The following is a 19160-nucleotide window of genomic DNA, read 5'->3' on the forward strand; positions in this document are numbered from 1 at the left end:
GGCGCTTGGGGCCGTGGGTCAGTGGACCAGCACGACCTTGCCGCTGTCCGGGCCCACCGTCACTATGTCGCCGTTCGTCAGCTGGCGGCCTCGGCGGGTCTCTGTCTCTCCGTTGACCCTTACCTCCTCCGCGTCGAGGAGGTCCTTGGCGTGGGAGCCGTCCTCGGCGAGGCCGGCCAGCTTGAGGAACTGGCCCAGCCGGATCGGCTCTCCGGTGATGGGTACGTCGACGGGGTCGCTCATGCCCGCATCATGCCGCCTCAGGTGCGGGCCGTTGTCTGGCGGTAGAGGGCCAGGACGTCCGTGTCGAAGTAGCTCGAGTACGACGTGTCGGCGTCGGCGCCGCCGAACTCGAAGCCGCCTATCACGCCGATCACCGTGCCCAGGCGGGTCTGGGGGTTCTGCTCCGTCACCCACGGGCCGCCGCTGGTGCCCGTCGGGAAGCCCGCGCAGTCCACCCGGAGCTGGAACGTGTCCTGCTTGGTCGTGGTGTTCTGGCAGACCGCGGGGACCTCGGAGTCGTCCGGGTAGCCGGTGAGGGTGATGGGCTGCTCGAACGGCGTGCCGGTGGCCAGCAGGTTCGCGCCGACCAGGCTTTCCAAGGACTTCGTCGTGCCTGCCTGGTGCGCGGTGGCGAAGCCGACGTCGAGGTCCGGGTCGGACGAGGAGCTCCAGCCCGGCGCGACGAGCTCGTCCGACACCGTCCAGTAGCCGAACGGGGCGATCCCGTCGTGGTAGCCGGGGGCGAAGGTGAGGCCGGTGAGGTAGCCGCCGCCCTCGCCGTTGTGGATGCAGTGGGCCGCCGTCAGCAGGACGTCGCCGCGCTCGCTGTGGACCACGCTGGCCGTGCAGAAGTGGCCCCCTTCGGCGAACAGCGGGCCGACCGCGGGGCTCGACACCGCCGGCAGGGTGGCCACCGGGGCCGCCTCGACGGTGGCGGGCTCCGGTGGCAGCGCGACGGCGGGCTCCGGTTGCCGGGCCTTGACGACCGCGACAGCGGTTGCGCCGAGCAGGGCGATCGAGGCGAGGGTGAGCAGGACGGCCGGCCGCCGCACGGTCATCGCCTCCTCGTCTCGCGCTGTCTTGATCTTGCCGGGGTGCTGCCGACCAGACCACCATAGGGCGACGCACCGGCACAATCAGCACACCCACAGCAAGCTCACAGCCGCTAACATTCCCTACTCGGGAGTAGCAACGCACGGTCTGGAGGGCCGATGAAGCAGTTCGCGGACAAGGTCGTGGTGATCACCGGAGCGGGCTCGGGCATCGGCCGCGCGCTCGCGTGCGAGTTCGCCCGGCGCGGGGCCAGGGTCGCGCTCTCCGACGTCGTCACCGCGAACGCGGAGGAGACGGCGAAGCTGGCCGGCGACAACGCCCGTGCGTACACCCTCGACGTCGCCGACCGCAGCGCCGTGCTCGCCCACGCCGAAGAGGTCGCCGACGAGTTCGGCGCGGTCAACGTCGTGGTGAACAACGCGGGCGTGGCGCTCGGCGCCACCGTCGAGGAGATGACGTTCGAGGACTACGACTGGCTGATGGGGATCAACCTCGGCGGCGTCGTGAACGGCACGAAGGCATTCCTGCCGCACCTGATCGCCTCCGGCGACGGGCACGTCGTCAACATTTCCAGCGTCTTCGGTTTCGTCGGCGTGCCGACGCAGAGCGCCTACAACGCGGCGAAGTTCGCGGTTCGCGGATTCACCGAAGCGCTGCGCGAAGAAATGCTGATCGCCCGGCACCCGGTCGCGGTGAGCTGTGTGCACCCGGGCGGGATCAAGACGAACATCGTGCGCAACTCCCGTAGTGCCGCCGACGACCAGGAGAAGGCCGCGCAGGGCTTCGAGAAGATCGCCCGCACGACACCGGAGAAGGCGGCGCAGACGATCCTGCGCGGGATCGAGCGGAAGTCGGCGCGGATCCTCATCGGGCCGGACGCCTACGTGATCGACGCCATTCCCCGCGTGCTCGGTTCGGCCTACCAGCGGCCGCTGGCGGCGCTTGCGCGGCTCGGGCTCAAGTCGTAGCGCCGAAGCCGAATCCGTTTCACGCCGTAACGCAATGGAGTTACGCGCCGTTCTATCACTCAATGGAGTTGCGTTTCGGACAGCACCGTCCGAAATGGTCCAGAATGCGTGGGGTCCGCCAGCCCCGTCCCGGAGGTCCCCGATGCTTCGCGCCGCCCCGCGCAGTGCGACCCGTTCGTCCAGCGACCGCGCCGCGGTGGAGCTGCTGGACCGCACCGGCATCGTCGCGGCGAGCCTGCCCCGGCGCCGCCGCACCGACGACGAAGCGGCCCGGGCGGACACCCCGATCTTCACCCGGCCGCCGGTGTGCGACCAGGACCTGCGCCCGAAGTCGGTGGTGATCCGGCGCCGCGCCCGCGCGTGGCTCGGCGGCGGCGCAGCGGTACTGCTCGTCGGGGCCGGCTGGCTGGGCGGCGGGCTGTTCACCGGCGGCCTGTTCGCCCCGGCGCCGGAACGTGACGTCGCCCAGCTCGACGCGCGCCCCGCCGTCGCCGCGGCTCCCGCGCCGGAACCACTGCCGGTGGCTCCGCAGGCGCCGGTCGTCGTCACGCCCGCGCCGAAGACCGTGTACGTGCCGGTGCCCGCGAAGCCGGCTCCGAAGCAGGTGCAGGCGCAGGCGAAACCGCAGCCGAAGAAGCCGCCGGTGCCGGTCGAGGAAGCCGAGGCGCGGGCCGACCTGCCGCCGTCGGCCGCACCGTCGACCACCAACCCGATCCAGGCGTGGTTCGACGTCGCCGAGAGCATGGCGCAGCGCTACGGCGGCCGCTGAATCAGGCCCCCGACCAGCGGTATTCGTGCTCGGGGCGGCCGGTCGCGCCGTAGCGCAGCCGCATCTGGACCGTCCCCGACTCCGCCAGCGCGGTGAGGTACCGCTGCGCCGTGGCCCGTGCCATGCCCAGCTCGCCCGCGACCTCCGCGGCCGACAGCGGCCGCCCGGCCCGCCGCAGCTGTTCCGAGACCAGCCGGGACGTCGCCGTCGACTGGCCCTTCGGCGCGGTCGTGCGGTCCTGGTCGTGCAGCACGCGGTACGCGCGGTCGACGTCGTCCTGGGCCATCGGCCGGTCTTCGGCGAGCAGGCCGCGGAAGCGCGCGTACGACGTCAGCCGTTCCGCGAGCTGGCGGGTGGTGAACGGCTTGATCAGGTAGTTCAGCGCGCCGGCCCGGATCGCCGCGGCCACCGACGCGCTGTCGGTCGCCGCGGACAGCACGATCGTGTCCGTCTGCAGCTCGGGGAGCACAGCGAGGCCGGACTCGTCGGGCAGGTAGACGTCGAGCAGGACCAGGTCCGGCGAGAGCTCCCGGACGCGGGCGCGCGCCTCGGCGGCGGTGTGCGCGGTGCCGACCACCGCGAACCCCGCGACCTCCTCGACGAACCCGGCGTGCACCCCGGCGACCCGGAAGTCGTCGTCGACGATCAGCGTGCGGATCATCCGTCCTCCGTCAGCATTCCGGGCAGTTTGGCGACGAACAGGGCACCCGTCTCGCCTTCGCCGGGGTCGGCCAGCCATACGTCGCCGCCGCGGGCGCGGGCGGCCTGCCGGGCGAGCGCGAGGCCGAGGCCGTGCCCGGGCGCGATCTTCGTCGAGACGCCTTCGTCGAACAACGTCCGCCGCAGGTCTTCGGGCACGCCCGGCCCACTGTCCACAACGGACACGTGCAGCGTGGTGCTCTCGGCGAGCAGGCTGACCTCCACGGTCGCCGGCCGCCGCGGGCCCATCCGGGCGGCGTGCAGGGCGTTGTCGACGAGGTTGCCGATCACGGTGTTCGCGGCGATCGGGTCGGTCACCGTCGTCGGCACCCAGGTGTCTTCGGCGAGCTTGAGCGCGAGCCCCTTTTCCTGCGCCTGCTCGGTTTTCGCGACGAGCAGCGCCTGCAGGTAGGGGTCGGCGACGGCGTCGCCCAGCTCGCTCGGCCGTGCCGACGACGAGTCCGTCAGCGTCTGCAGGTACTCGACGGCCTCGGTGTGGTGGCCGAGCTGGAGCAGCCCGTAGAGCGTGTGCAGCCGGTTCGCGAACTCGTGCCGCTGCGCGCGCAGGCCGTCGGACAACGCACGGATGCCGTCGAGCTCGCGGGTGAGCGTGTCGAGGTCGGTGCGGTCGCGGAAGGTGAGCACGGTGCCGATCGGCCGGTCGTCCAGGCGCACGGCCCGGCTGTTGATCACCAGCACCCGGTTCCCGGCCACCGCGAGGAGGTTGTCGACCGGGCGCCCCTCTTCGACGGCCTTGTGGACCCGGGGGGAAAGCGGCAGTTCGGACATCGCGGCGCCGAGCGGGAGCTCGGTGCCGAGGAGGCGTTCGGCCTCGTCGTTGCGGACCGAGACGCGGTTCGCCTCGTCGACCGCGAGCACGCCTTCGCCGATCCCGTGCAGGACGGCTTCACGTTCGTAGAGCAGCTCGGTGAGTTCGTGCGGTTCGAGGCCGTGGGTGACGCGCCGGAGCCGCCGGTTCAGCAGCGCCGACGCCCCCGCGCCGAGCAGCAGCGCGCCGCCGGCGAACAGCAGCGTGTACACCAGCAGCTGGTTGAACGCACTGATCGGCTGGGCCACCTCGAACCCGACGCTCACCTCGCCGACCACGCGCGGGCCCTGCCGGATCGGGGTCTTGCTGCGCACGGACAACCCGAGCGTGCCGCTCTGCACCGCGCTGATCTCGTCGAACCCGGCGAGCGCCCGCTCCGGGGACGTGCTGACCGGCTTGCCGATCTCGGACAGCGTCGGGTGGGCGAGCCGGATGCCCTTGTCGTCGGTGATCACGACGAAGAGCGCGTCGTTGGCTTCCGTGACGGCGAGGACGCGTTCTTCCAGGGGGCCGCCGGGGATCTTCGCGGCCGCGTTCGCGACGACGACCGGGTCCGCGGCGACGGACTTCGCGATGGCCAGCGCGCGGCGGCCGTACTGGTCGGTCAGGGTGCTCCGCAGGAGAACGCTGACCAGTGCGACGCCGAGCCCGACGACCAAGGCGACCACGCCGATCTGCAGCAGCAGGACCTGCCTGCTGAACCGCATCCGCGGGAAGAGCGCCCACTTTGGCATGGCGGGGACCATACCCCCAGGTCACGGCAGTGCGCTAAATGAGCAAAACATTCAGAACGCACAGCTCGCGCGGAGAACGTCGACAAGCTTCACCTCGGCGCCACACGTACTTAACGTCCCTTCCCAACGTGAGCCCCACCACGTGACGAAGGAGTCACCTCCACCATGGTTCCCCCACTGATCGAACTCACCGGAGCCACCAAGCGGTTCCCGAGCGGGTCCGGTTCCGTGCACACGGCCGTCCGCGATCTGACCATGACCGTCCAGCCCGGCGAGTTCGTCGCCGTCGTCGGCCCCACCGGCTGCGGCAAGTCGACGACGCTTTCGCTGGTCTCCGGCCTGCAGCCGCCGTCGGCCGGCCGGGTGCGGGTGAACGGCGAGGACGTGAAGTCCATTCCGGACGGGGTCGGCTACATGTTCCAGACCGACGCCGTGATGCCGTGGCGCTCGGTGCTGGAGAACGTCGCCTCCGGCCCGCGGTTCCGCGGGGTGCCCAAGGCCGAGGCCCGCGCGCAGGCCGTCGACTGGATCGCCCGCGTCGGGCTCGCCGGGTTCGAGAAGTACTACCCGCACCAGCTCTCCGGCGGCATGCGCAAGCGCGTCGCGCTGGCCCAGACACTCGTCACCCGGCCGAAGATCCTGCTGATGGACGAGCCGTTCTCGGCGCTCGACGTCCAGACGCGGGCGCTGATGCAGGACGAGCTGCTGCGGCTGTGGTCCGGGTCCGGTGCCGCGGTGATCTTCGTGACGCACGACCTCGACGAGGCGATCGCGCTGGCGGACAAGGTCGTCGTGCTGACGACTTCGCCGGCCACCGTGAAGGACGTCTTCGAGATTCCGCTGGAGCGGCCGCGGAAGGTGGAGGAGCTGCGGCTGACCGAGGAGTTCCGCAAGCTGTACGCCGACATCTGGGAATCACTGCGCAGCGAGGTCGACAAGGCCCGTGAGAAGGGAGCGAGCAATGTCGCTTGAGACCCCCGCGGCCCCGGCCGCGCCAGGTGGGGCGGGTGGGCAGGAGAAAATACTGCCGGTACTGGAGACCGAGCAGGACATCCTGGCCCGCGCGAAGCAGGCCACCGCGCGCCGCAAGCGCAACATCTGGCTGCTGCGCCTGGCGATCGTCGTCGTCTGGCTGGGCAGCTGGGAGCTGACCGCCACCTACTGGATCGACCCGTTCTTCTACTCGAAGCCGTCGAAGATCTGGGAGCGGCTGGTCGAGTGGTTCAGCACCGGCACCGACTTCGGTTCGATCTGGTACCAGATCCTGGTGACCGTCGAGGAGGCCGCGATCGGCTTCGTCATCGGCGCCATCGCCGGTGTCGTCCTCGGCGTGATCCTCGGCCGCAGCGCGTACCTCGCGCAGGTGCTGGCGCCGTTCATCAAGGCCGCCAACGCCCTGCCGCGCATCGTGCTCGCCGCATTGTTCGTCATCTGGTTCGGGCTCGGGCTGTCGTCGAAGGTCGCGACCGTCGTCGTGCTCGTGTTCTTCGCGGTGTTCTTCAACGCCTTCACCGGCGCCCGCGAGGTCGACCGCAACCTGATCGACAACGCCCGCATCCTCGGCGCGACCCGCGGCCAGGTGCTCAAGTCGATCGTGCTGCCCAGCGCGACGTCGTGGATCCTGTCGTCGCTGCACGTGGCGTTCGGCTTCGCGCTGATCGGCGCGGTCGTCGGCGAGTACACCGGCGCCAAGGCCGGCATGGGCTTCCTGATCGCCAACGCACAGGGCACGTTCGACACCGCCGGCGTGTACGCCGGGATGCTGATCATCACCGTCGTCGCGCTGCTGGCGGAGTGGGGGATCAGCACGCTGGAAGGCAGGCTGCTGCGGTGGCGCCCGCCGTCCGCCTCCGAAGCCGCGATCAAGGCGGTCTGACATGCGTCTCAAAAGGACAGTCGGGGTGGTGGCCGCGCTCGCGGTCACCCTGGCCGGGGTCACCGCGTGCCGCGACTCGCGGGAGATCGCCCTGGGCACCACCGGCAAGCCGCACATCAAGATCATGGTCGGCGGCCTGTCGAAGGTGATCTACCTGCCCGGGCAGCTCGCCCAGCAGATCGGCGCGTACCAGCGGCAGGGCCTGGACGTCGAGCTCTTCGACCAGCCGTCCGGCGCGAACGCCGAGACGTCGCTGCTGGCCGGCGAGGTGCAGGCGGTCGTCGGGTTCTACGACCACACGATCGACCTGCAGGCCAAGGAACAGTGCATCGAGAGCGTGGTGCAGTTCGCGAACGTGCCGGGCGAGGCCGAGATGGTCGCGACGGCCAAGGCGGGCGAGGTCAAGTCGGGTGCGGACTTCAAGGGCCGCAACCTCGGCGTGACGTCGCTGGGTTCGTCGACGGACTTCCTCACGAAGGCGCTGGCCCTGCGCGGCGGCGTCACGTCGAAGGAGTACACGCCGGTGAAGGTCGGCGCCGGGCAGACGTTCATCTCGGCGATGAACCAGGGTTCGATCGACGCCGGCATGACGACCGACCCGACGATCGCGCAGCTGACGAACACGGGTCAGGCGAAGGTGCTTTACGACATGCGCACGGTCGAAGGCACGAAAGCCGCTTTGGGTGGTTTGTACCCGGCGAGCTCGTTGTACATGGGCTGCGAAATCGTGAAACGCTATCCGGACATCGTGCAGAAACTGGCCAATGCGTACGTCGAGACCCTGAAATGGATTTCGACGCACACACCGGAACAGGTCGCCGCGATGATGCCGCCGTCGTTCGCCGGCGGGGACAAGGCGCTGTACGTGAAGTCGCTCGAGGACAGCCTCCCGATGTTCACCAAGGACGGCCGGATGGACCCGGCGGGCGCGCAGAACGTGCTCAAGGTGCTCGGCGAGTCGTCCAGCAACGTGAAGCCGAAGAAGGACAAAATCGACCTGTCGAAGACGTACACGACCCAGTTCGTGGACGCCGCGCACGCGCAGGCACAGCAGTAGCCCCGCTCACCTGACCGGGCGGTTGGTGAGCGATATGGACCCGTAAAGGCCTCTTTCCCCCGCGGAGGCCTTTACGGGTCTTTTCGGACAATGGAAGACCATGCGAAAGTAGCTACCTTCTTGTCGGTGGGAAACCAACACTTGGACACACGCTTTTCCGGTCCCCATCGGTGAATGGAGTCCCGCATGTCCAAAACCCTTCGCGTCCTCACGGTGGTCGCCGCCGCGGCGGCTTCGCTGGCCGTCTCGGGCACCGCGCACGCTGCCGTCTTCGGTGCACACTTCCACGGTCACCAGTTCTCGGGCGGCAACTGGGGCGGGTACGTCAGCTTCGGCAGCTTCACCACGGCGACGGCGAGCTGGACCGAGCCGTCGGTGAGCTGCACGTCCACCAACGACCTCTTCGCGCCGTGGGTCGGCATCGACGGCGACGGATCGTCCACTGTGGAACAGACCGGCGTGGCCACCGACTGCTCGAGCGGCCGCCCGGTTTACCAGGCCTGGTACGAAATGTACCCGGCCGCACCGGTGTACTACTCGAACACGGTCAGCGCCGGCGACCACATCACCGCCACGGTGACCCGGACGGCGACGAACACCTACCGCCTCGACATCAGCGACACGACCAAGGGCTGGTCGAAGTCGATCACCAAGTCGCTGACCTCGAGCCACGCGTCGGCGGAGGCGATCATCGAGTCGCCGACGGACTCGTACCCGTCGATCTCCGGCGGCATCAAGTTCACCGGCGTCAAGTTCAACGGCACGAACCTGGCCTCGACGAGCCCGTCCGGCCTGGACGCCGACGACAAGGGCAGCTACACCTGGAGCCCGAGCGCGATCGGCTCCGACGGCCAGAGCTTCACGATGACCCGCCACTGAGTCACTTCAGGTTGTTGATCGCCCAGGCGACGACCATCACCGCCAGCACCAGCGACACGGCGGCCTGCAGCATCATCGTCAGCTTCGCCCAGATCCGCAGGGGCATGACGTCGGTGGGGCTGAAGGCCGCCGCGTTCGTGAACGAGAAGTACAGGTAGTCCAGATAGGACGGTTCCCAGTCCTGGTGCGCCAGGCCCGGGTCGGCCATCTGCGGGAACTGCAGGTCGGGGTACTCGGCCCGGCCCGCGGCCCGCCGGCCCGGGCCGCCGCGGTCGAACTCCCAGTACCAGAGGGAGAAGGCGACGATGTTCGTCCAGTAGACGATCCCGCCGGTCACCAGCACGGCGCCGGCCCGGTCCCCGGCCGAGCCGGTCGCGATGCCGTAGACGAGCGACACCGCGGACCAGGCGTTGACCGCGGTGACGAGGCCGACGATGAGCAGCGAGATGGTCCGCTCGACGGCGCTGAACTGCGTCATCCGCCCCGGGTTGACCAGCAGCAGCGCCACGACGAGCAGCACGGAGACGCCGGGCAGCAGCCACCACGGCCGCAGCGCCATGTCATCGGGCAGGGCGACCTGCAGGACGAGCGTCGCGACGACGACGCCCATCGCGGGCCACCGGGTCTCGCCGGAAGTCCGCCGCCGCCACGCGGGAAGTGCCTCTTCAGTCACCGGCCCAAGGTAACGCGGGCCGCCAGCGAGCGTCCTGAACGACTCTTTCATTACGCCAGACGTCATGAACGACTCTTTCATGACGTTTCGGGCGGGGTCAGCCGGCCGGTGCCGTCGTCACCTCGCCGGGGAGCTTGCGGGCCACGTCCGTCCGGGAGCGGGCCCCGAGTTTTCGCAGCACCTTCGCCACGTGCTGTTCCACCGTGCGGGGCGAGAGGAACAGCCCGTCGGCGATCTCGCGGTTCGTCCGGCCCTCCGCGAGCATCCGCGCCACCTCGCGCTCCCGTGGCGAAAGTTCGCTGCCGTACCCCCGCCGTCCGCGTTGCGAGGGTGCCCAGGCGCCGTGCTCGCGCAGCTGGTGACGGCAGCGTCCCGCATCCCGGGTCGCCCCCAGCTGTTCGTACGCCTCGGCTGCCGAAGTCAGCTCGTCGACCGCCGACCGGTTGCCCGCGGCCAGGCGGCACATCGACGCGCGTTCGCGCATGGCCGTCGCGGGGTAGGGCATCGGCAGGGCGGTGTAGCCGGACGCCGCTTCGTCGAACAACGTCGCCGCGGCCAGGTGCTTTCCCCGCGCCTCGAGCAGCACCGCGCGGCCGGCCACCAGCGCGGCCGCGGCCACCGGCGCGTCGCGGCCCTCGATGCCGCGCGCGAACGCCTCGACCACGTTGTCGGCCTCCGGCCAGCGCCCGGCGCGCGCGTACGCCTGCGCCGCCGCCGGAACCAGCGCGGCCGCCCAGATCCAGACGCCCTTGCGCCCGGCCGCGGCCACCGCCGTGTCGGCCGCCGCGCAGGCGCCGTCGACGTCGTCGGTCGCCAGCAGCACGGAGATCAGCACCCCGGCGGCCGAGAGCACCACCGGGATCGGCCCGCGGTCCGGCGCGTGGACGCTCGCGGCCGCCAGGTGACGCTGGGCGGCGGCGAACTCGCCGCGCACGGCCGCGAGCCCGCCGAGCACCAGGGAGGACTCCATGACGATGGGGCCGAGCTCCGGGTAGCTGTCCCGCAGCTGCTCGGCGGCCTCGGCCAGGCCGGTCCACCGCCCGCGCACCCAGTCCAGCCGGACGCGGGTGCCCTGGATCAGGCCGATCGCGTACAACGCGCCCGCGTCGGTCGCGCGCCGGACGCCCTCGGTCACCAGCCGTTCGGCGCGGTCGAGGTGCCCGGCCCACGACTGGCCGTCGGCCAGGTTGCACCACAGCCGGGCCAGCTGGACGCGCTCGGCGACCGTGCCGACGGTGTCCGACAGCGCTTCGAACTCGGTCCACGCCGAGCCGTCGCCGACGTGCGAGGCGGCCGCGATCCGGTCGGCGGTCAGCGCGAGCCGCAGTTCGGGGTCGTCGAGCCGCTCGTACACCTCGCCCGCGCGGGCGCGCCAGGATTCGTGCCACGACAACGGCGTCAGCCCGTCGATCGGCTGGGCGAGCAGGGTGATCCCGCGGGCGGCGAGGTCCGGCCGGTCGGTCAGCTCGCCGATCGCCCGCTCGACCTCGAGCCGGCCGCGGCCGAGCCCGCCGATGGTCCGGACCAGCAGCATGCCGAGGCTCAGCCGGATCGACCCGCGGACCGACGGCGGCAGCGTCACCTCTTCGAGGACGCGCTCCAGCGTGCCGATGACATCGGGGCGGAATCCCCGCAGCGCGACCTGGCTCAGCTTGCCCGCCACGCGCCCGACGTCGGACTGCGCGGGACCGGGCTCGGCGAGCACCGACTGCAGGAGGTCGATGGCGCGGGACGTCTCGCCGCGGGTGATCGCCTCGTCCGCGGCCGCTTCGGCGTAGTGGCGCCACTGGTCGACGCGGCCGGCCGCGCGGCTGTGCCGGGCCAGCAGGGTGAGCGGGGGCGACGGCTGCGCGGCGAGCACCCGGATCGCCTGCGCGTGCAGCAACGCGCGTTCGGGCCCGCTCACCGTGTCGTAGACCGCTTTGCGTGCCAGCGGGTGCCGGAAGCCGTACTTGCCGTCGCCGGCTTCGCCGAGCACCCCGCCGGTGAGAGCGGCGAGCAGCGCCGAGCGGAGGGTGTCGTCGGCGAGCCCGGCCAGCTCGCCGAGCACGGCGGCTTCGGCGCCGACGCCGAGCACCGCGGCCGCGCCGGCGAGCCGGACCGCGTGCTCGGGCAGCGCGGCGAGCCGTTCGGTGACGGCTTCGCGCAGCAGCACCGGGACTTCGAGGTTTTCGAGCAGGCGGTCGGACAGGACTTCGCCGACCGGGAGCCGTTCGGCCGCTTCCTTCAGCGCACGCAGCGTTTCCTCGGCGACGAACGGGATCCCGGCGGTGCACTCGTGCAGCTTCGCCGCGAACTCGTCGGTGACCCGGGGCAGCTCGAGGATGTCGGCGGCCAGCCTGCGCACGGCCGCGACGTCGAGCGCGCCGAGCGCGACGCGGGCGGAGTGCACGGCCGGATCGGCGCGAAAGGGGCTGCCGAGCGGGCCGGGCCGGACGTCGGTGGCCGACCGGTAGGTGGCGACCACGGCCAGCTCCGGCGGCATCGCGCCGGCGAGGAACCGCATGAGGTCGCGGGTGTCCTCGTCGGCCCACTGGAGGTCGTCGATGAGCACGAGCGTCGGGCCGCAGGCCTGGAGGAGCTCCCGCACCGCGCGGAAGACGCGGTGGCGTTCGGCGACCGGGTCGGCGAGGGGTTCGGGCCGCGGGGGAAGCGCTTCCGCGAGTTCCGGCAGCAACGGCCGCAGGACGCCGGCGACCGGGCTGAGCGGCCCGAGCGGGGTGTCGCCCACCGCGCGAAGCGCTTCCAGAACGGGCCCGTAGGGGAAGGGCTCCCGCAGTGGCTGGCACGCGCCGGTGAGGACGCGGCCGCCGTCGAACTCCCGGCGCCTGCCGATCTCCGCGAGCAGCCGGGTGCGGCCCATGCCCGGCTCGCCCTCGATGAGGACCGCGGCCGGGCGCTTTCTCAGCACGGCGACGATGGCGTCGAGCTCGGCGTCGCGGCCGGTCAGCCGGGCGGGTCCGGACCGGACGGATACCGAGGTGGGGCGGGGGGTGGTCAGCCACATATGACCTCCTCGACGCGCACCGGGCACTGTGCGCGGGAGCCTAAGCAGCGCTGATCCGTCCGTAAACCTTTCACCGAATACGTAGCCGGTGCTGTTGTCACACGTCCGCCTACCGACCGTCACCGGTTTGCTGCGGGAAGCGGCGGGATCGGGTCACCCTGCGTGCGAAACGCGGGCCGATCGCACGTTCGAACGTCGCTTCACGCGTTCGAGTGCTGCCTGTGGCTACTCAAAGTAGTTCACGGAAACCCTACTTACGGACCTGTCCGACCGGGTGACGTCGGCCGCTTGAGCCCGGCTGGAGCAGGGGATTCGTCCGCGGTGAATGCGTATACCCATTCGCCGCCCGCCCGGATTGCACCGTAATGCCCCCTGCGGGGACGCTCACCCGGGGGAGTACCACTGCGTGGCCGGTGCGGAGCCGCGCGTAACCACACCTAGGGAGAAGCATGAAGATCGCGAGACTTCTCGGTGCCGCTGCCACCGCGGTGATGGCGACGGGCGCGCTGGCCGCGACCGCCGTCCCCGCGTCGGGCCAGGACCTGCTGAACCCGGACATCGTGCCCGCCATGCAGCGGGACCTTGGCCTGACCCACGACCAGGCGCTCGCGCGGCTCAAGAGCGAGGACGTCGCGAACAAGGTCACCGCATCGCTCACCGCGGCGCTGGGCGACGCGTTCGGCGGCGCGACCTACAACGCCGTCACGGGCAAGGCGCACGTCACCACGACGAACGCCGCCCTGGCCGGCAAGATCCGCGAAGCCGGCGCGGAAGCGGAAGTCGTGCGGTTCAGCGCCCGCCAGCTCAACTCCACTGTGGACACGCTCAACGCCGCGGACAAGGCGGCCCCCGCCGCGGTCACCGGCTGGGGCGTCGACGACGTCACCAACCGCGTCACCCTCGACGTGCTGCAGGGCCAGCGCGCCGCCGCGGAGGCGTTCCTCGTCAAGTCCGGTGTGGACAAAGCTGTCGTGACGATCCGCGAGACGGCGTCGAAGCCGACGACCTACGCCAACATCCGCGGTGGCGACGCCTACTACATCGGTGGTTCGTCGCGCTGCTCGGTCGGCTTCTCGACGACCACCGGCTTCGTGACCGCCGGGCACTGCGCCGCGCTCACCGGTGGCGGCAGGCTGACCGGCTCCAACGGCGCCGCGCTCGGCTCGTGGGGCACGTACCGGTTCCCGGGCGGCGACTACGCGCGGGTCAACACCAGCAGCGGCTGGACTCCGCTCGCTTCGATGAACAACGGGACCGCGGTGCGCGGCCAGTCGAACGCCGCGACCGGCACGTCGGTCTGCAAGGCCGGCTCGACCACCGGCTGGACCTGCGGCACCATCGGCGCCAAGAACCAGAGCGTCCGCTACGCCGAGGGCACGGTCAACGGCATGACCGCGACCAACGTCCGCTCGGCCGCGGGTGACTCGGGCGGCGGCTTCATCGCCGGCAACTCGGCGCAGGGCATCCTGTCCGGCGGCAACACGTCCGTGACGTACTTCTACCCGATCGGCGCGGCCCTTTCGGCCACCGGCGCCACGCTGAAGACCAGCTGAGTCTTCGCGAGAACCGCGAAAGGGCGGGTTTCGGGCGCCTCCAGCGCGCCCGAAACCCGCCCTTCGTTCCTCGCCGCGGGAATGGGAGGTCTGCGGGTCAGACGTTGCTGATCTCCTCGATCAGCCCGTCGACGTCGAAGTGCGCGCTCTCTTCGCCGAGCGGCACCAGTTCGATGGAGGCGTCCAGGAAGGTCCGGACGTCTTCGACTTCGAGCTCGAACGACGCATAGCCGTCCGGTGACTCGATTTCCAGGGTGAGGAAGTCTTCGTCTTCGGAGAGGTCCGGGCGGATCCGGACGTCACCGAGGCCGGCCGGCTCGTCGAGGCCGGCGACCAGGAGGTCACGCGCGAAGGTCCACTCGATCCACCGGCCGCGTTCGGTCCGGAAGGCCACGGTCACCGCGAAGGGTTCGTGGGAGTGGTAGGACAGGCGCGACAGGACGGGCGTGGTGCTCTCGTTCAGCAGCACGAACTGGCTCTGGTGTACGGCGTCGGTGTGCACGGCCCCTCCTGGAGTCTCGCGGTCGGTTCGCGCGGCGCGAACTGTTCGGCAAGGAGATGACCAGGGCGGACGGTCATGACGGAGAAAGTCTCACGTTCACTTGATCGGTTGCATCCGTCCATTGTGGTGTAACACCGGGCACATACCCCTTGCGCTCACGCGGCCACGGGTGGTGACGGTTCGCGCAGCGCGTGGGGCAGTTTCCGGCGCAGCGCGAGCAGCGCGGGGACCGCGGATGCGCAGGTCAGGGCCAGAATCGACCAGGTGAGGGCGTTGCTCGCGCTGAGCAGCGCGGCCAGCAGGCCGGGCGCGAGCGCGATGGGCAGGCCCCACGAGAGCTGGAAGATCGAGCTGGCCCGCCCTTCGGCCCCGGGCGGCGCGGCCGCGGCGGCCGCGGCGGTGGCGGTCGGCCCGAAGAGCGCTTCGGCGATCGAGAAGCCGAGGCTGGTGAGCAGGATCAGCGCGGTGGCCACGGACAGCGGCACGGCTTCCAGCGGGATCAGCAGCGCGAAGCAGAGGGAGAAGAGAACGGCGGACCCGACGAGCCCGGCGGTCCGGCTCCGCCCGGCGAGCAGGGCGACGATCGGCCGCTGCGCGGTGACGACGACCACGGTCCCGAGCGTGATGGCGGTCCCGGCGATCCACTGTGGACCGTGAAGGAGATCCCGGACGACGAGCGGGAGTACGGAGAACTTGCTCGCGCTGGCGAGGGTGAACGCCATGTGGGTGACGCAGAACCCGGTGAAGGCCCGGTCGCCGAGGACGGCCCGCCAGCTCCCCGCAGGCACTTTCACGTGAAAGTGCCCCTTCCGGCTGGGGGTGGCGGCACTTTCACGTGAAAGTGCCCTGGGGAGGAGGCGGATCAGGAGCGCTGCCGCCGCGAAGCTCGCCGCGTTCACGTACGCCAGCAGGTGGAAGGCCCATGGGCTCGTGATCGTCGGCAGCACCGCCGTCGCCGCCGCGCCGAGGCCCGCTCCCGCGAACCGGCCCACCGTCTGCGTCGCCAGCACCCGGTCCGTGTCCGCCCCGGCTGTGAGCCGGGCCACCATCGGCGCGTTGCACGTCCAGAACAGGCGGTCGCCGAAACCCGCCACCGCCGAGACCGCGATCACCTGCCAGCTCGTGTGCGCCAGCGGGTAGGCCGCGAAGGCCGCGAGGCGCACCAGGTTGCCCGCTATGAGCAGCGCCCGGGGGCCGAAGCGGTCCATCGCCACCCCGGTCGCCGGGCCCGTCACGAGGGCCAGCAGGGCGCCGATCGTCAACGACGTCCCCGCGTCGACCAGGTCCATGCCCTGCCCGTGCACCAGGAACAACAGGGCGAAGGGGACCCACAGCCCGCTGCCCAGCGCGTCGATCAGCGTCGCGGCCAGGAAGATCCGGCGCGTGCTCACTGGTCGAGCGGCAGGCCGAGCCCCACTTTCACGCGGTCCATCGCCACGCTCGTCGTGAAGTGCCGGACGTTCGGGTTGTCGAAGAACATGCGCCGGGTGAACGCCTCGAAGCCCGCCATGTCCGGGCACGTGACGATCAGCACGAAGTCCGCCGCGCCGGTGACGTAGTAGCACTGCTGGACGGCGTCCTCGGCGAGCACCTGACGGCGGAAGCCGTCGAGGACCGCGAGGTTCTCCCGCTCCATCTCGACCGTCACCACGAACGTCATGCTCAGCCCGAGCGCCTCCGGCGACAGCACCGCCACCTCGCGCTCGATCACCCCCGCCTCGCGCAGCCGCTTGATCCGCCGCTGGACCGCCGCGGCCGAAAGCCCGACCTTGGCGCCGATCGTTTCGGCGATCGTGCGGGCGTCCGCCTGGAGGCAGGCGAGGATGGCGATGTCCAGCTGGTCGAGGTCGGGTGTCCGCACCCCAGCAGGCTATCCGGCACCCCCGACAGTTCGCCGCCTTTCACTCCTCCGTGACGTCGCTCACTACTCCGTCCGAGGCGAAGATGAAACAACTTTCTGAGTGAGGTGGAACACAACTGACCGGTCTACCAGGGGGTAGCCCATAGAAGTGGAAGACCAGCCGGTCGCTCCGCCAACCCGCCGGCGTGGGGAGGCTATCCCGTGCCCGCACCTGCCGCCGTGCTGACCGGTCTCGGCTCGTGGTTGCCGACGAAAGTCCTGGACAACCACGAGATCGCCGCCCGGCTCGACACCTCGGACGAGTGGATCCGGACCCGCACCGGGATCCGCGAACGCCGCGTCGCCGGGCCGGACGAGTCCACTGTGGACCTCGCCGTCGGGGCGGGCCGCGAAGCGCTCGCGGGCGGCACGGCCGACGCCGTCGTCCTCGCCACCTCCACCCCCGACCAGCCCTGCCCGGCCAGCGCGCCGCAGGTCGCCGCCCGGCTCGGGCTCGGCACGGCCGCGGCGTTCGACGTCAACGCCGTCTGCAGCGGCTTCGTCTACGCCCTCGCCACGGCGGCCGGCTTCATCGCGGGCGGGCTGGCCGAGCGCGTGCTCGTGATCGGCGCCGACACCTTCACCACGCTCGTCGACCCCGGCGACCGCACCACCGTCCCGATCTTCGGCGACGGCGCCGGAGCCGTCCTCCTCCGCGCCGGTGACGCCGATGAGCCCGGCGCGTTCGGCCCGTTCGACCTGCACAGCGAGGGCGAGCACGCCGAGCTGCTGTGGGTCGAGGCCGGCGGCGCCCGGCGGCGGCTCTCGGAGACCCCGGCCGACCGCTTCCTCGCCATGCAGGGCACGGCCGTGTTCCGGCACGCCTGCGCGCGGATGGCGGAGTCGTCGCGCACGGTCCTGGACCGCGCGGGCTGGATGGTCGGCGACGTCGACCGCTTCGTCGGGCACCAGGCGAACATCCGGATCCTCCAGGCGACGGCGAAGCAGCTCGGCATGCCCGCCGACGCCGTGGTCGCCAACATCGACCGGGTCGGCAACACCAGCGCCGCGTCCATCCCGCTCGCGCTGGCCGACGCCCGCGCCGACGGCACCCTCGCCCCGGGCCACCGCGTCCTGCTCAGCGCGTTCGGCGCGGGCCTGACCTGGGGTTCGACCGTGCTGCGCTGGCCGGACCTGGGTCAGCTCTGAGCGGCCGCCGTCCAGGTCGGCGTCGCCTCCTGGCGGCCGCGGAGCTCCAGTTCGCCGTGCTTCTCCCAGTGCGCGGCCTCGCCCGGCAGCGCCGCGGAGACGACGGCGTCGCTGGCCAGCACCCGTGACGGCACGCCCTTGGCGAGCTCGGTGAGCCGTGCGGCCTCGTTGACCGCGTCACCGATCACGGTGTACTCGAGCCGGCTGCTGGACCCCAGCTGCCCGGCGAACACCGGGCCGCTGGAGACGCCGATGCCGAGGTCGAGCTCGCCGGTCTCGCGCACCGCGTCGCGGATCGCCCGGGCGGCGGCCAAGGCGGCCGTCGGGGCGTCCGAGAGCCGCGTCGGCGCGCCGAAGATGCACAGGGCGGCGTCGCCCTGGAACTTGTTGACCAGCCCGCCGCGCGCGTTGACCGCGGAGACGACCGCGGCGAACAGCCGGTTCAGCTTCCCGACCAGTTCCTCCGGCGGGGTGCGGTAGGCCAGCGCGGTCGAGTCGACGACGTCGACGAACAGCGCCGTGACCTCGCGGACGTCACCCGAGAGGGAGGCGCCGTACTCCAGGGCGTGGCGGGCGACGTCGGCGCCGACGTGCCTGCCGAACAGGTCCCGCATCCGCGCCTGCTCGCGCAGGCCGGCGGCGAGCTGGTTGACCGACGTCTGGAGCCTGCCGATCTCGCTGGAGTCGTCGACGTCCACGGCCACGTCGTTGTTGCCGCGCGCGATCTCGTCGAGCGCCACGCGCAGCCGGTGCAGCGGTGCCGCGACCGCCCTGGCCAGCAGTGCCGTGCTGATCGCGCCGACGCCGAGGCCGATCACGGACAGCATGATCAGGCTCGCCGTGTGGTCGCCCGAGCCCAGCTCCGGCGGGGTGGCGATGAGCAGCACCCCCACCAGCGGGACGCCGCCGGCCAGCGCCCAGGTGACGACCAGCCGGGTCAGCACGGTGACCGGCAGCGAGCCGCGCGGCGGCAGGACGTCCAGCGCGATCGTCATCACCGGCCGCGCCACCCACTCGGCCGCCAGGTAGGTGAGGCCGACGGTGGTGAGCCCGCCGAGCCCGATCACCGTGGCCATGCCGACGGCGTCGTCGGCCGAGCCGAGCACCCCGGCGAGCACGGTGAGGACGACGGTGCCGATCAGCCAGAGCGTGCCGCTGACCACGGCCATGTCGACCGGCAGCCGCAGCGCCCGGCGCGCCTCGCTCTCCGACGGCGGGCGGCCGAGCACGAACCAGACGGCGGTGCGGCGCTGCAGCCACGCCGTCCACAGCGTCCCGGCGAGCAGGGCCGCGGCGACGATCCCGGCCGCGGTCAGGCCGAGCACCCAGCCGCGGTCGCCGACGTCGCCCGGCAGGCCCTGCAGCACCAGCAGCAGCGCGACCACGCCGGACCCGGCGACGCTCGAGCCCAGGCCCAGCGCGGCGAAGCCCAGGCTGGTGCGCAACACCACGCGGACGTTCTTCACGGCGATCTTGCGCACGGCGTCGATCGTACGGCCGAAAATGCGT

At 71.5% G+C, this 19160-nt stretch carries 18 protein-coding genes; 8 read left to right on the plus strand and 10 right to left on the minus strand.

The features are described 5' to 3' along the window. Window positions 1-18: 18 nt before the first annotated feature. Window positions 19-243, minus strand: coding sequence for an RNA-binding S4 domain-containing protein (locus tag BLW76_RS08835; protein WP_091305339.1), 225 nt, complete (start codon window positions 241-243; stop codon window positions 19-21). Between the two features lie 17 nt (window positions 244-260). Continuing rightward, window positions 261-1061 carry a trypsin-like serine peptidase gene (locus BLW76_RS08840; RefSeq protein WP_091305340.1) on the minus strand — a complete coding sequence of 267 codons (801 nt, stop codon included), beginning with the start codon at window positions 1059-1061 and terminating at the stop codon, window positions 261-263. A gap of 153 nt (window positions 1062-1214) precedes the next feature. On the opposite strand from BLW76_RS08840, the gene BLW76_RS08845 reads away from it, so the two are divergent. Then, window positions 1215-2024 (plus strand): SDR family NAD(P)-dependent oxidoreductase, encoded by an 810-nt coding sequence (locus BLW76_RS08845; protein ID WP_091305341.1) that lies wholly within the window; start codon window positions 1215-1217, stop codon window positions 2022-2024. A 142-nt stretch (window positions 2025-2166) separates the two neighbouring features. Continuing rightward, on the plus strand, window positions 2167-2793 hold the full coding sequence (locus BLW76_RS08850) for a hypothetical protein (RefSeq protein WP_091305342.1): 627 nt from the start codon (window positions 2167-2169) through the stop codon (window positions 2791-2793). Between the two features lies 1 nt (window position 2794). On the opposite strand, the gene BLW76_RS08855 is transcribed toward BLW76_RS08850, so the two are convergent. Together BLW76_RS08855 and BLW76_RS08860 are read right to left on the minus strand one after the other, a co-directional pair. Further along, a complete protein-coding gene (locus BLW76_RS08855) occupies window positions 2795-3454 on the minus strand; it encodes a response regulator (protein ID WP_091305343.1) in 660 nt (219 codons plus the stop codon). After that, complete coding sequence (locus tag BLW76_RS08860) at window positions 3451-5028, minus strand: sensor histidine kinase (protein WP_091305874.1); 1578 nt, start codon at window positions 5026-5028, stop codon at window positions 3451-3453. The genes BLW76_RS08855 and BLW76_RS08860 overlap by 4 nt, the downstream gene beginning before the upstream one ends. A gap of 192 nt (window positions 5029-5220) precedes the next feature. Here BLW76_RS08860 and BLW76_RS08865 point away from each other — a divergent pair, with 192 nt between their 5' ends. From BLW76_RS08865 to BLW76_RS08880, 4 genes are all read left to right on the plus strand, one after another. Next, complete coding sequence (locus BLW76_RS08865) at window positions 5221-6027, plus strand: ABC transporter ATP-binding protein (protein ID WP_091305344.1); 807 nt, start codon at window positions 5221-5223, stop codon at window positions 6025-6027. Then, window positions 6017-6931, plus strand: coding sequence for an ABC transporter permease (locus tag BLW76_RS08870; protein ID WP_091305345.1), 915 nt, complete (start codon window positions 6017-6019; stop codon window positions 6929-6931). The genes BLW76_RS08865 and BLW76_RS08870 overlap by 11 nt, the downstream gene beginning before the upstream one ends. Window position 6932: 1 nt before the next feature. After that, on the plus strand, window positions 6933-7988 hold the full coding sequence (locus BLW76_RS08875) for an ABC transporter substrate-binding protein (RefSeq protein WP_208613242.1): 1056 nt from the start codon (window positions 6933-6935) through the stop codon (window positions 7986-7988). 186 nt (window positions 7989-8174) lie between these two features. After that, entirely contained in the window at window positions 8175-8867 is a 693-nt protein-coding gene (locus BLW76_RS08880; RefSeq protein WP_091305347.1) for a G1 family glutamic endopeptidase, read from the plus strand. Window position 8868: 1 nt separating this feature from the next. Here the strand turns inward: BLW76_RS08880 and BLW76_RS08885 are convergent, their stop codons facing one another. Together BLW76_RS08885 and BLW76_RS08890 are read right to left on the minus strand one after the other, a co-directional pair. Further along, window positions 8869-9477, minus strand: a complete 609-nt coding sequence (locus BLW76_RS08885) for a DUF1345 domain-containing protein (RefSeq protein ID WP_091305348.1) — start codon at window positions 9475-9477, stop codon at window positions 8869-8871. 160 nt (window positions 9478-9637) lie between these two features. After that, entirely contained in the window at window positions 9638-12547 is a 2910-nt protein-coding gene (locus BLW76_RS08890; RefSeq protein WP_091305349.1) for an ATP-binding protein, read from the minus strand. 449 nt (window positions 12548-12996) lie between these two features. Here BLW76_RS08890 and BLW76_RS08895 point away from each other — a divergent pair, with 449 nt between their 5' ends. After that, the gene (locus BLW76_RS08895; RefSeq protein ID WP_091305350.1) at window positions 12997-14100 is read left to right on the plus strand and encodes a S1 family peptidase; all 1104 of its coding nucleotides are present in this window, start codon (window positions 12997-12999) and stop codon (window positions 14098-14100) included. Between the two features lie 97 nt (window positions 14101-14197). On the opposite strand, the gene BLW76_RS08900 is transcribed toward BLW76_RS08895, so the two are convergent. The 3 genes from BLW76_RS08900 to BLW76_RS08910 all read right to left on the minus strand — a co-directional run bounded on the left by BLW76_RS08900 (window position 14198) and on the right by BLW76_RS08910 (window position 16463). Continuing rightward, window positions 14198-14602: an SsgA family sporulation/cell division regulator gene (locus BLW76_RS08900; RefSeq protein ID WP_091305351.1), complete on the minus strand. Its 405-nt coding sequence runs from the start codon at window positions 14600-14602 to the stop codon at window positions 14198-14200. A 155-nt stretch (window positions 14603-14757) separates the two neighbouring features. Then, window positions 14758-15993: an MFS transporter gene (locus BLW76_RS08905; protein WP_091305352.1), complete on the minus strand. Its 1236-nt coding sequence runs from the start codon at window positions 15991-15993 to the stop codon at window positions 14758-14760. Then, window positions 15990-16463, minus strand: coding sequence for an Lrp/AsnC family transcriptional regulator (locus tag BLW76_RS08910; protein ID WP_091305353.1), 474 nt, complete (start codon window positions 16461-16463; stop codon window positions 15990-15992). Before BLW76_RS08910 ends, BLW76_RS08905 begins: the two co-directional genes overlap by 4 nt. A 201-nt stretch (window positions 16464-16664) precedes the next feature. Here BLW76_RS08910 and BLW76_RS08915 point away from each other — a divergent pair, with 201 nt between their 5' ends. Then, window positions 16665-17651, plus strand: a complete 987-nt coding sequence (locus BLW76_RS08915) for a beta-ketoacyl-ACP synthase III (RefSeq protein ID WP_091305354.1) — start codon at window positions 16665-16667, stop codon at window positions 17649-17651. On the opposite strand, the gene BLW76_RS08920 is transcribed toward BLW76_RS08915, so the two are convergent. Further along, window positions 17642-19132: an adenylate/guanylate cyclase domain-containing protein gene (locus BLW76_RS08920; RefSeq protein ID WP_091305355.1), complete on the minus strand. Its 1491-nt coding sequence runs from the start codon at window positions 19130-19132 to the stop codon at window positions 17642-17644. The two genes, BLW76_RS08915 and BLW76_RS08920, sit on opposite strands and share 10 nt — an antisense overlap. Window positions 19133-19160 lie beyond the last annotated feature (28 nt).

The organism is Amycolatopsis tolypomycina, from assembly GCF_900105945.1.
GTDB classification, from domain to species: domain Bacteria; phylum Actinomycetota; class Actinomycetes; order Mycobacteriales; family Pseudonocardiaceae; genus Amycolatopsis; species Amycolatopsis tolypomycina.

What these genes read in the sequence shown, in the direction of transcription:
- BLW76_RS08835 (WP_091305339.1), bottom strand. Translation starts at nt 243, where the DNA reads ATGAGCGACCCCGTCGACGTACCCATCACCGGAGAGCCGATCCGGCTG.
- BLW76_RS08840 (WP_091305340.1), bottom strand. Translation starts at nt 1,061, where the DNA reads ATGACCGTGCGGCGGCCGGCCGTCCTGCTCACCCTCGCCTCGATCGCC.
- BLW76_RS08845 (WP_091305341.1), top strand. Translation starts at nt 1,215, where the DNA reads ATGAAGCAGTTCGCGGACAAGGTCGTGGTGATCACCGGAGCGGGCTCG.
- BLW76_RS08850 (WP_091305342.1), top strand. Translation starts at nt 2,167, where the DNA reads ATGCTTCGCGCCGCCCCGCGCAGTGCGACCCGTTCGTCCAGCGACCGC.
- BLW76_RS08855 (WP_091305343.1), bottom strand. Translation starts at nt 3,454, where the DNA reads ATGATCCGCACGCTGATCGTCGACGACGACTTCCGGGTCGCCGGGGTG.
- BLW76_RS08860 (WP_091305874.1), bottom strand. Translation starts at nt 5,028, where the DNA reads ATGCGGTTCAGCAGGCAGGTCCTGCTGCTGCAGATCGGCGTGGTCGCC.
- BLW76_RS08865 (WP_091305344.1), top strand. Translation starts at nt 5,221, where the DNA reads ATGGTTCCCCCACTGATCGAACTCACCGGAGCCACCAAGCGGTTCCCG.
- BLW76_RS08870 (WP_091305345.1), top strand. Translation starts at nt 6,017, where the DNA reads ATGTCGCTTGAGACCCCCGCGGCCCCGGCCGCGCCAGGTGGGGCGGGT.
- BLW76_RS08875 (WP_208613242.1), top strand. Translation starts at nt 6,933, where the DNA reads ATGCGTCTCAAAAGGACAGTCGGGGTGGTGGCCGCGCTCGCGGTCACC.
- BLW76_RS08880 (WP_091305347.1), top strand. Translation starts at nt 8,175, where the DNA reads ATGTCCAAAACCCTTCGCGTCCTCACGGTGGTCGCCGCCGCGGCGGCT.
- BLW76_RS08885 (WP_091305348.1), bottom strand. Translation starts at nt 9,477, where the DNA reads ATGGGCGTCGTCGTCGCGACGCTCGTCCTGCAGGTCGCCCTGCCCGAT.
- BLW76_RS08890 (WP_091305349.1), bottom strand. Translation starts at nt 12,547, where the DNA reads ATGTGGCTGACCACCCCCCGCCCCACCTCGGTATCCGTCCGGTCCGGA.
- BLW76_RS08895 (WP_091305350.1), top strand. Translation starts at nt 12,997, where the DNA reads ATGAAGATCGCGAGACTTCTCGGTGCCGCTGCCACCGCGGTGATGGCG.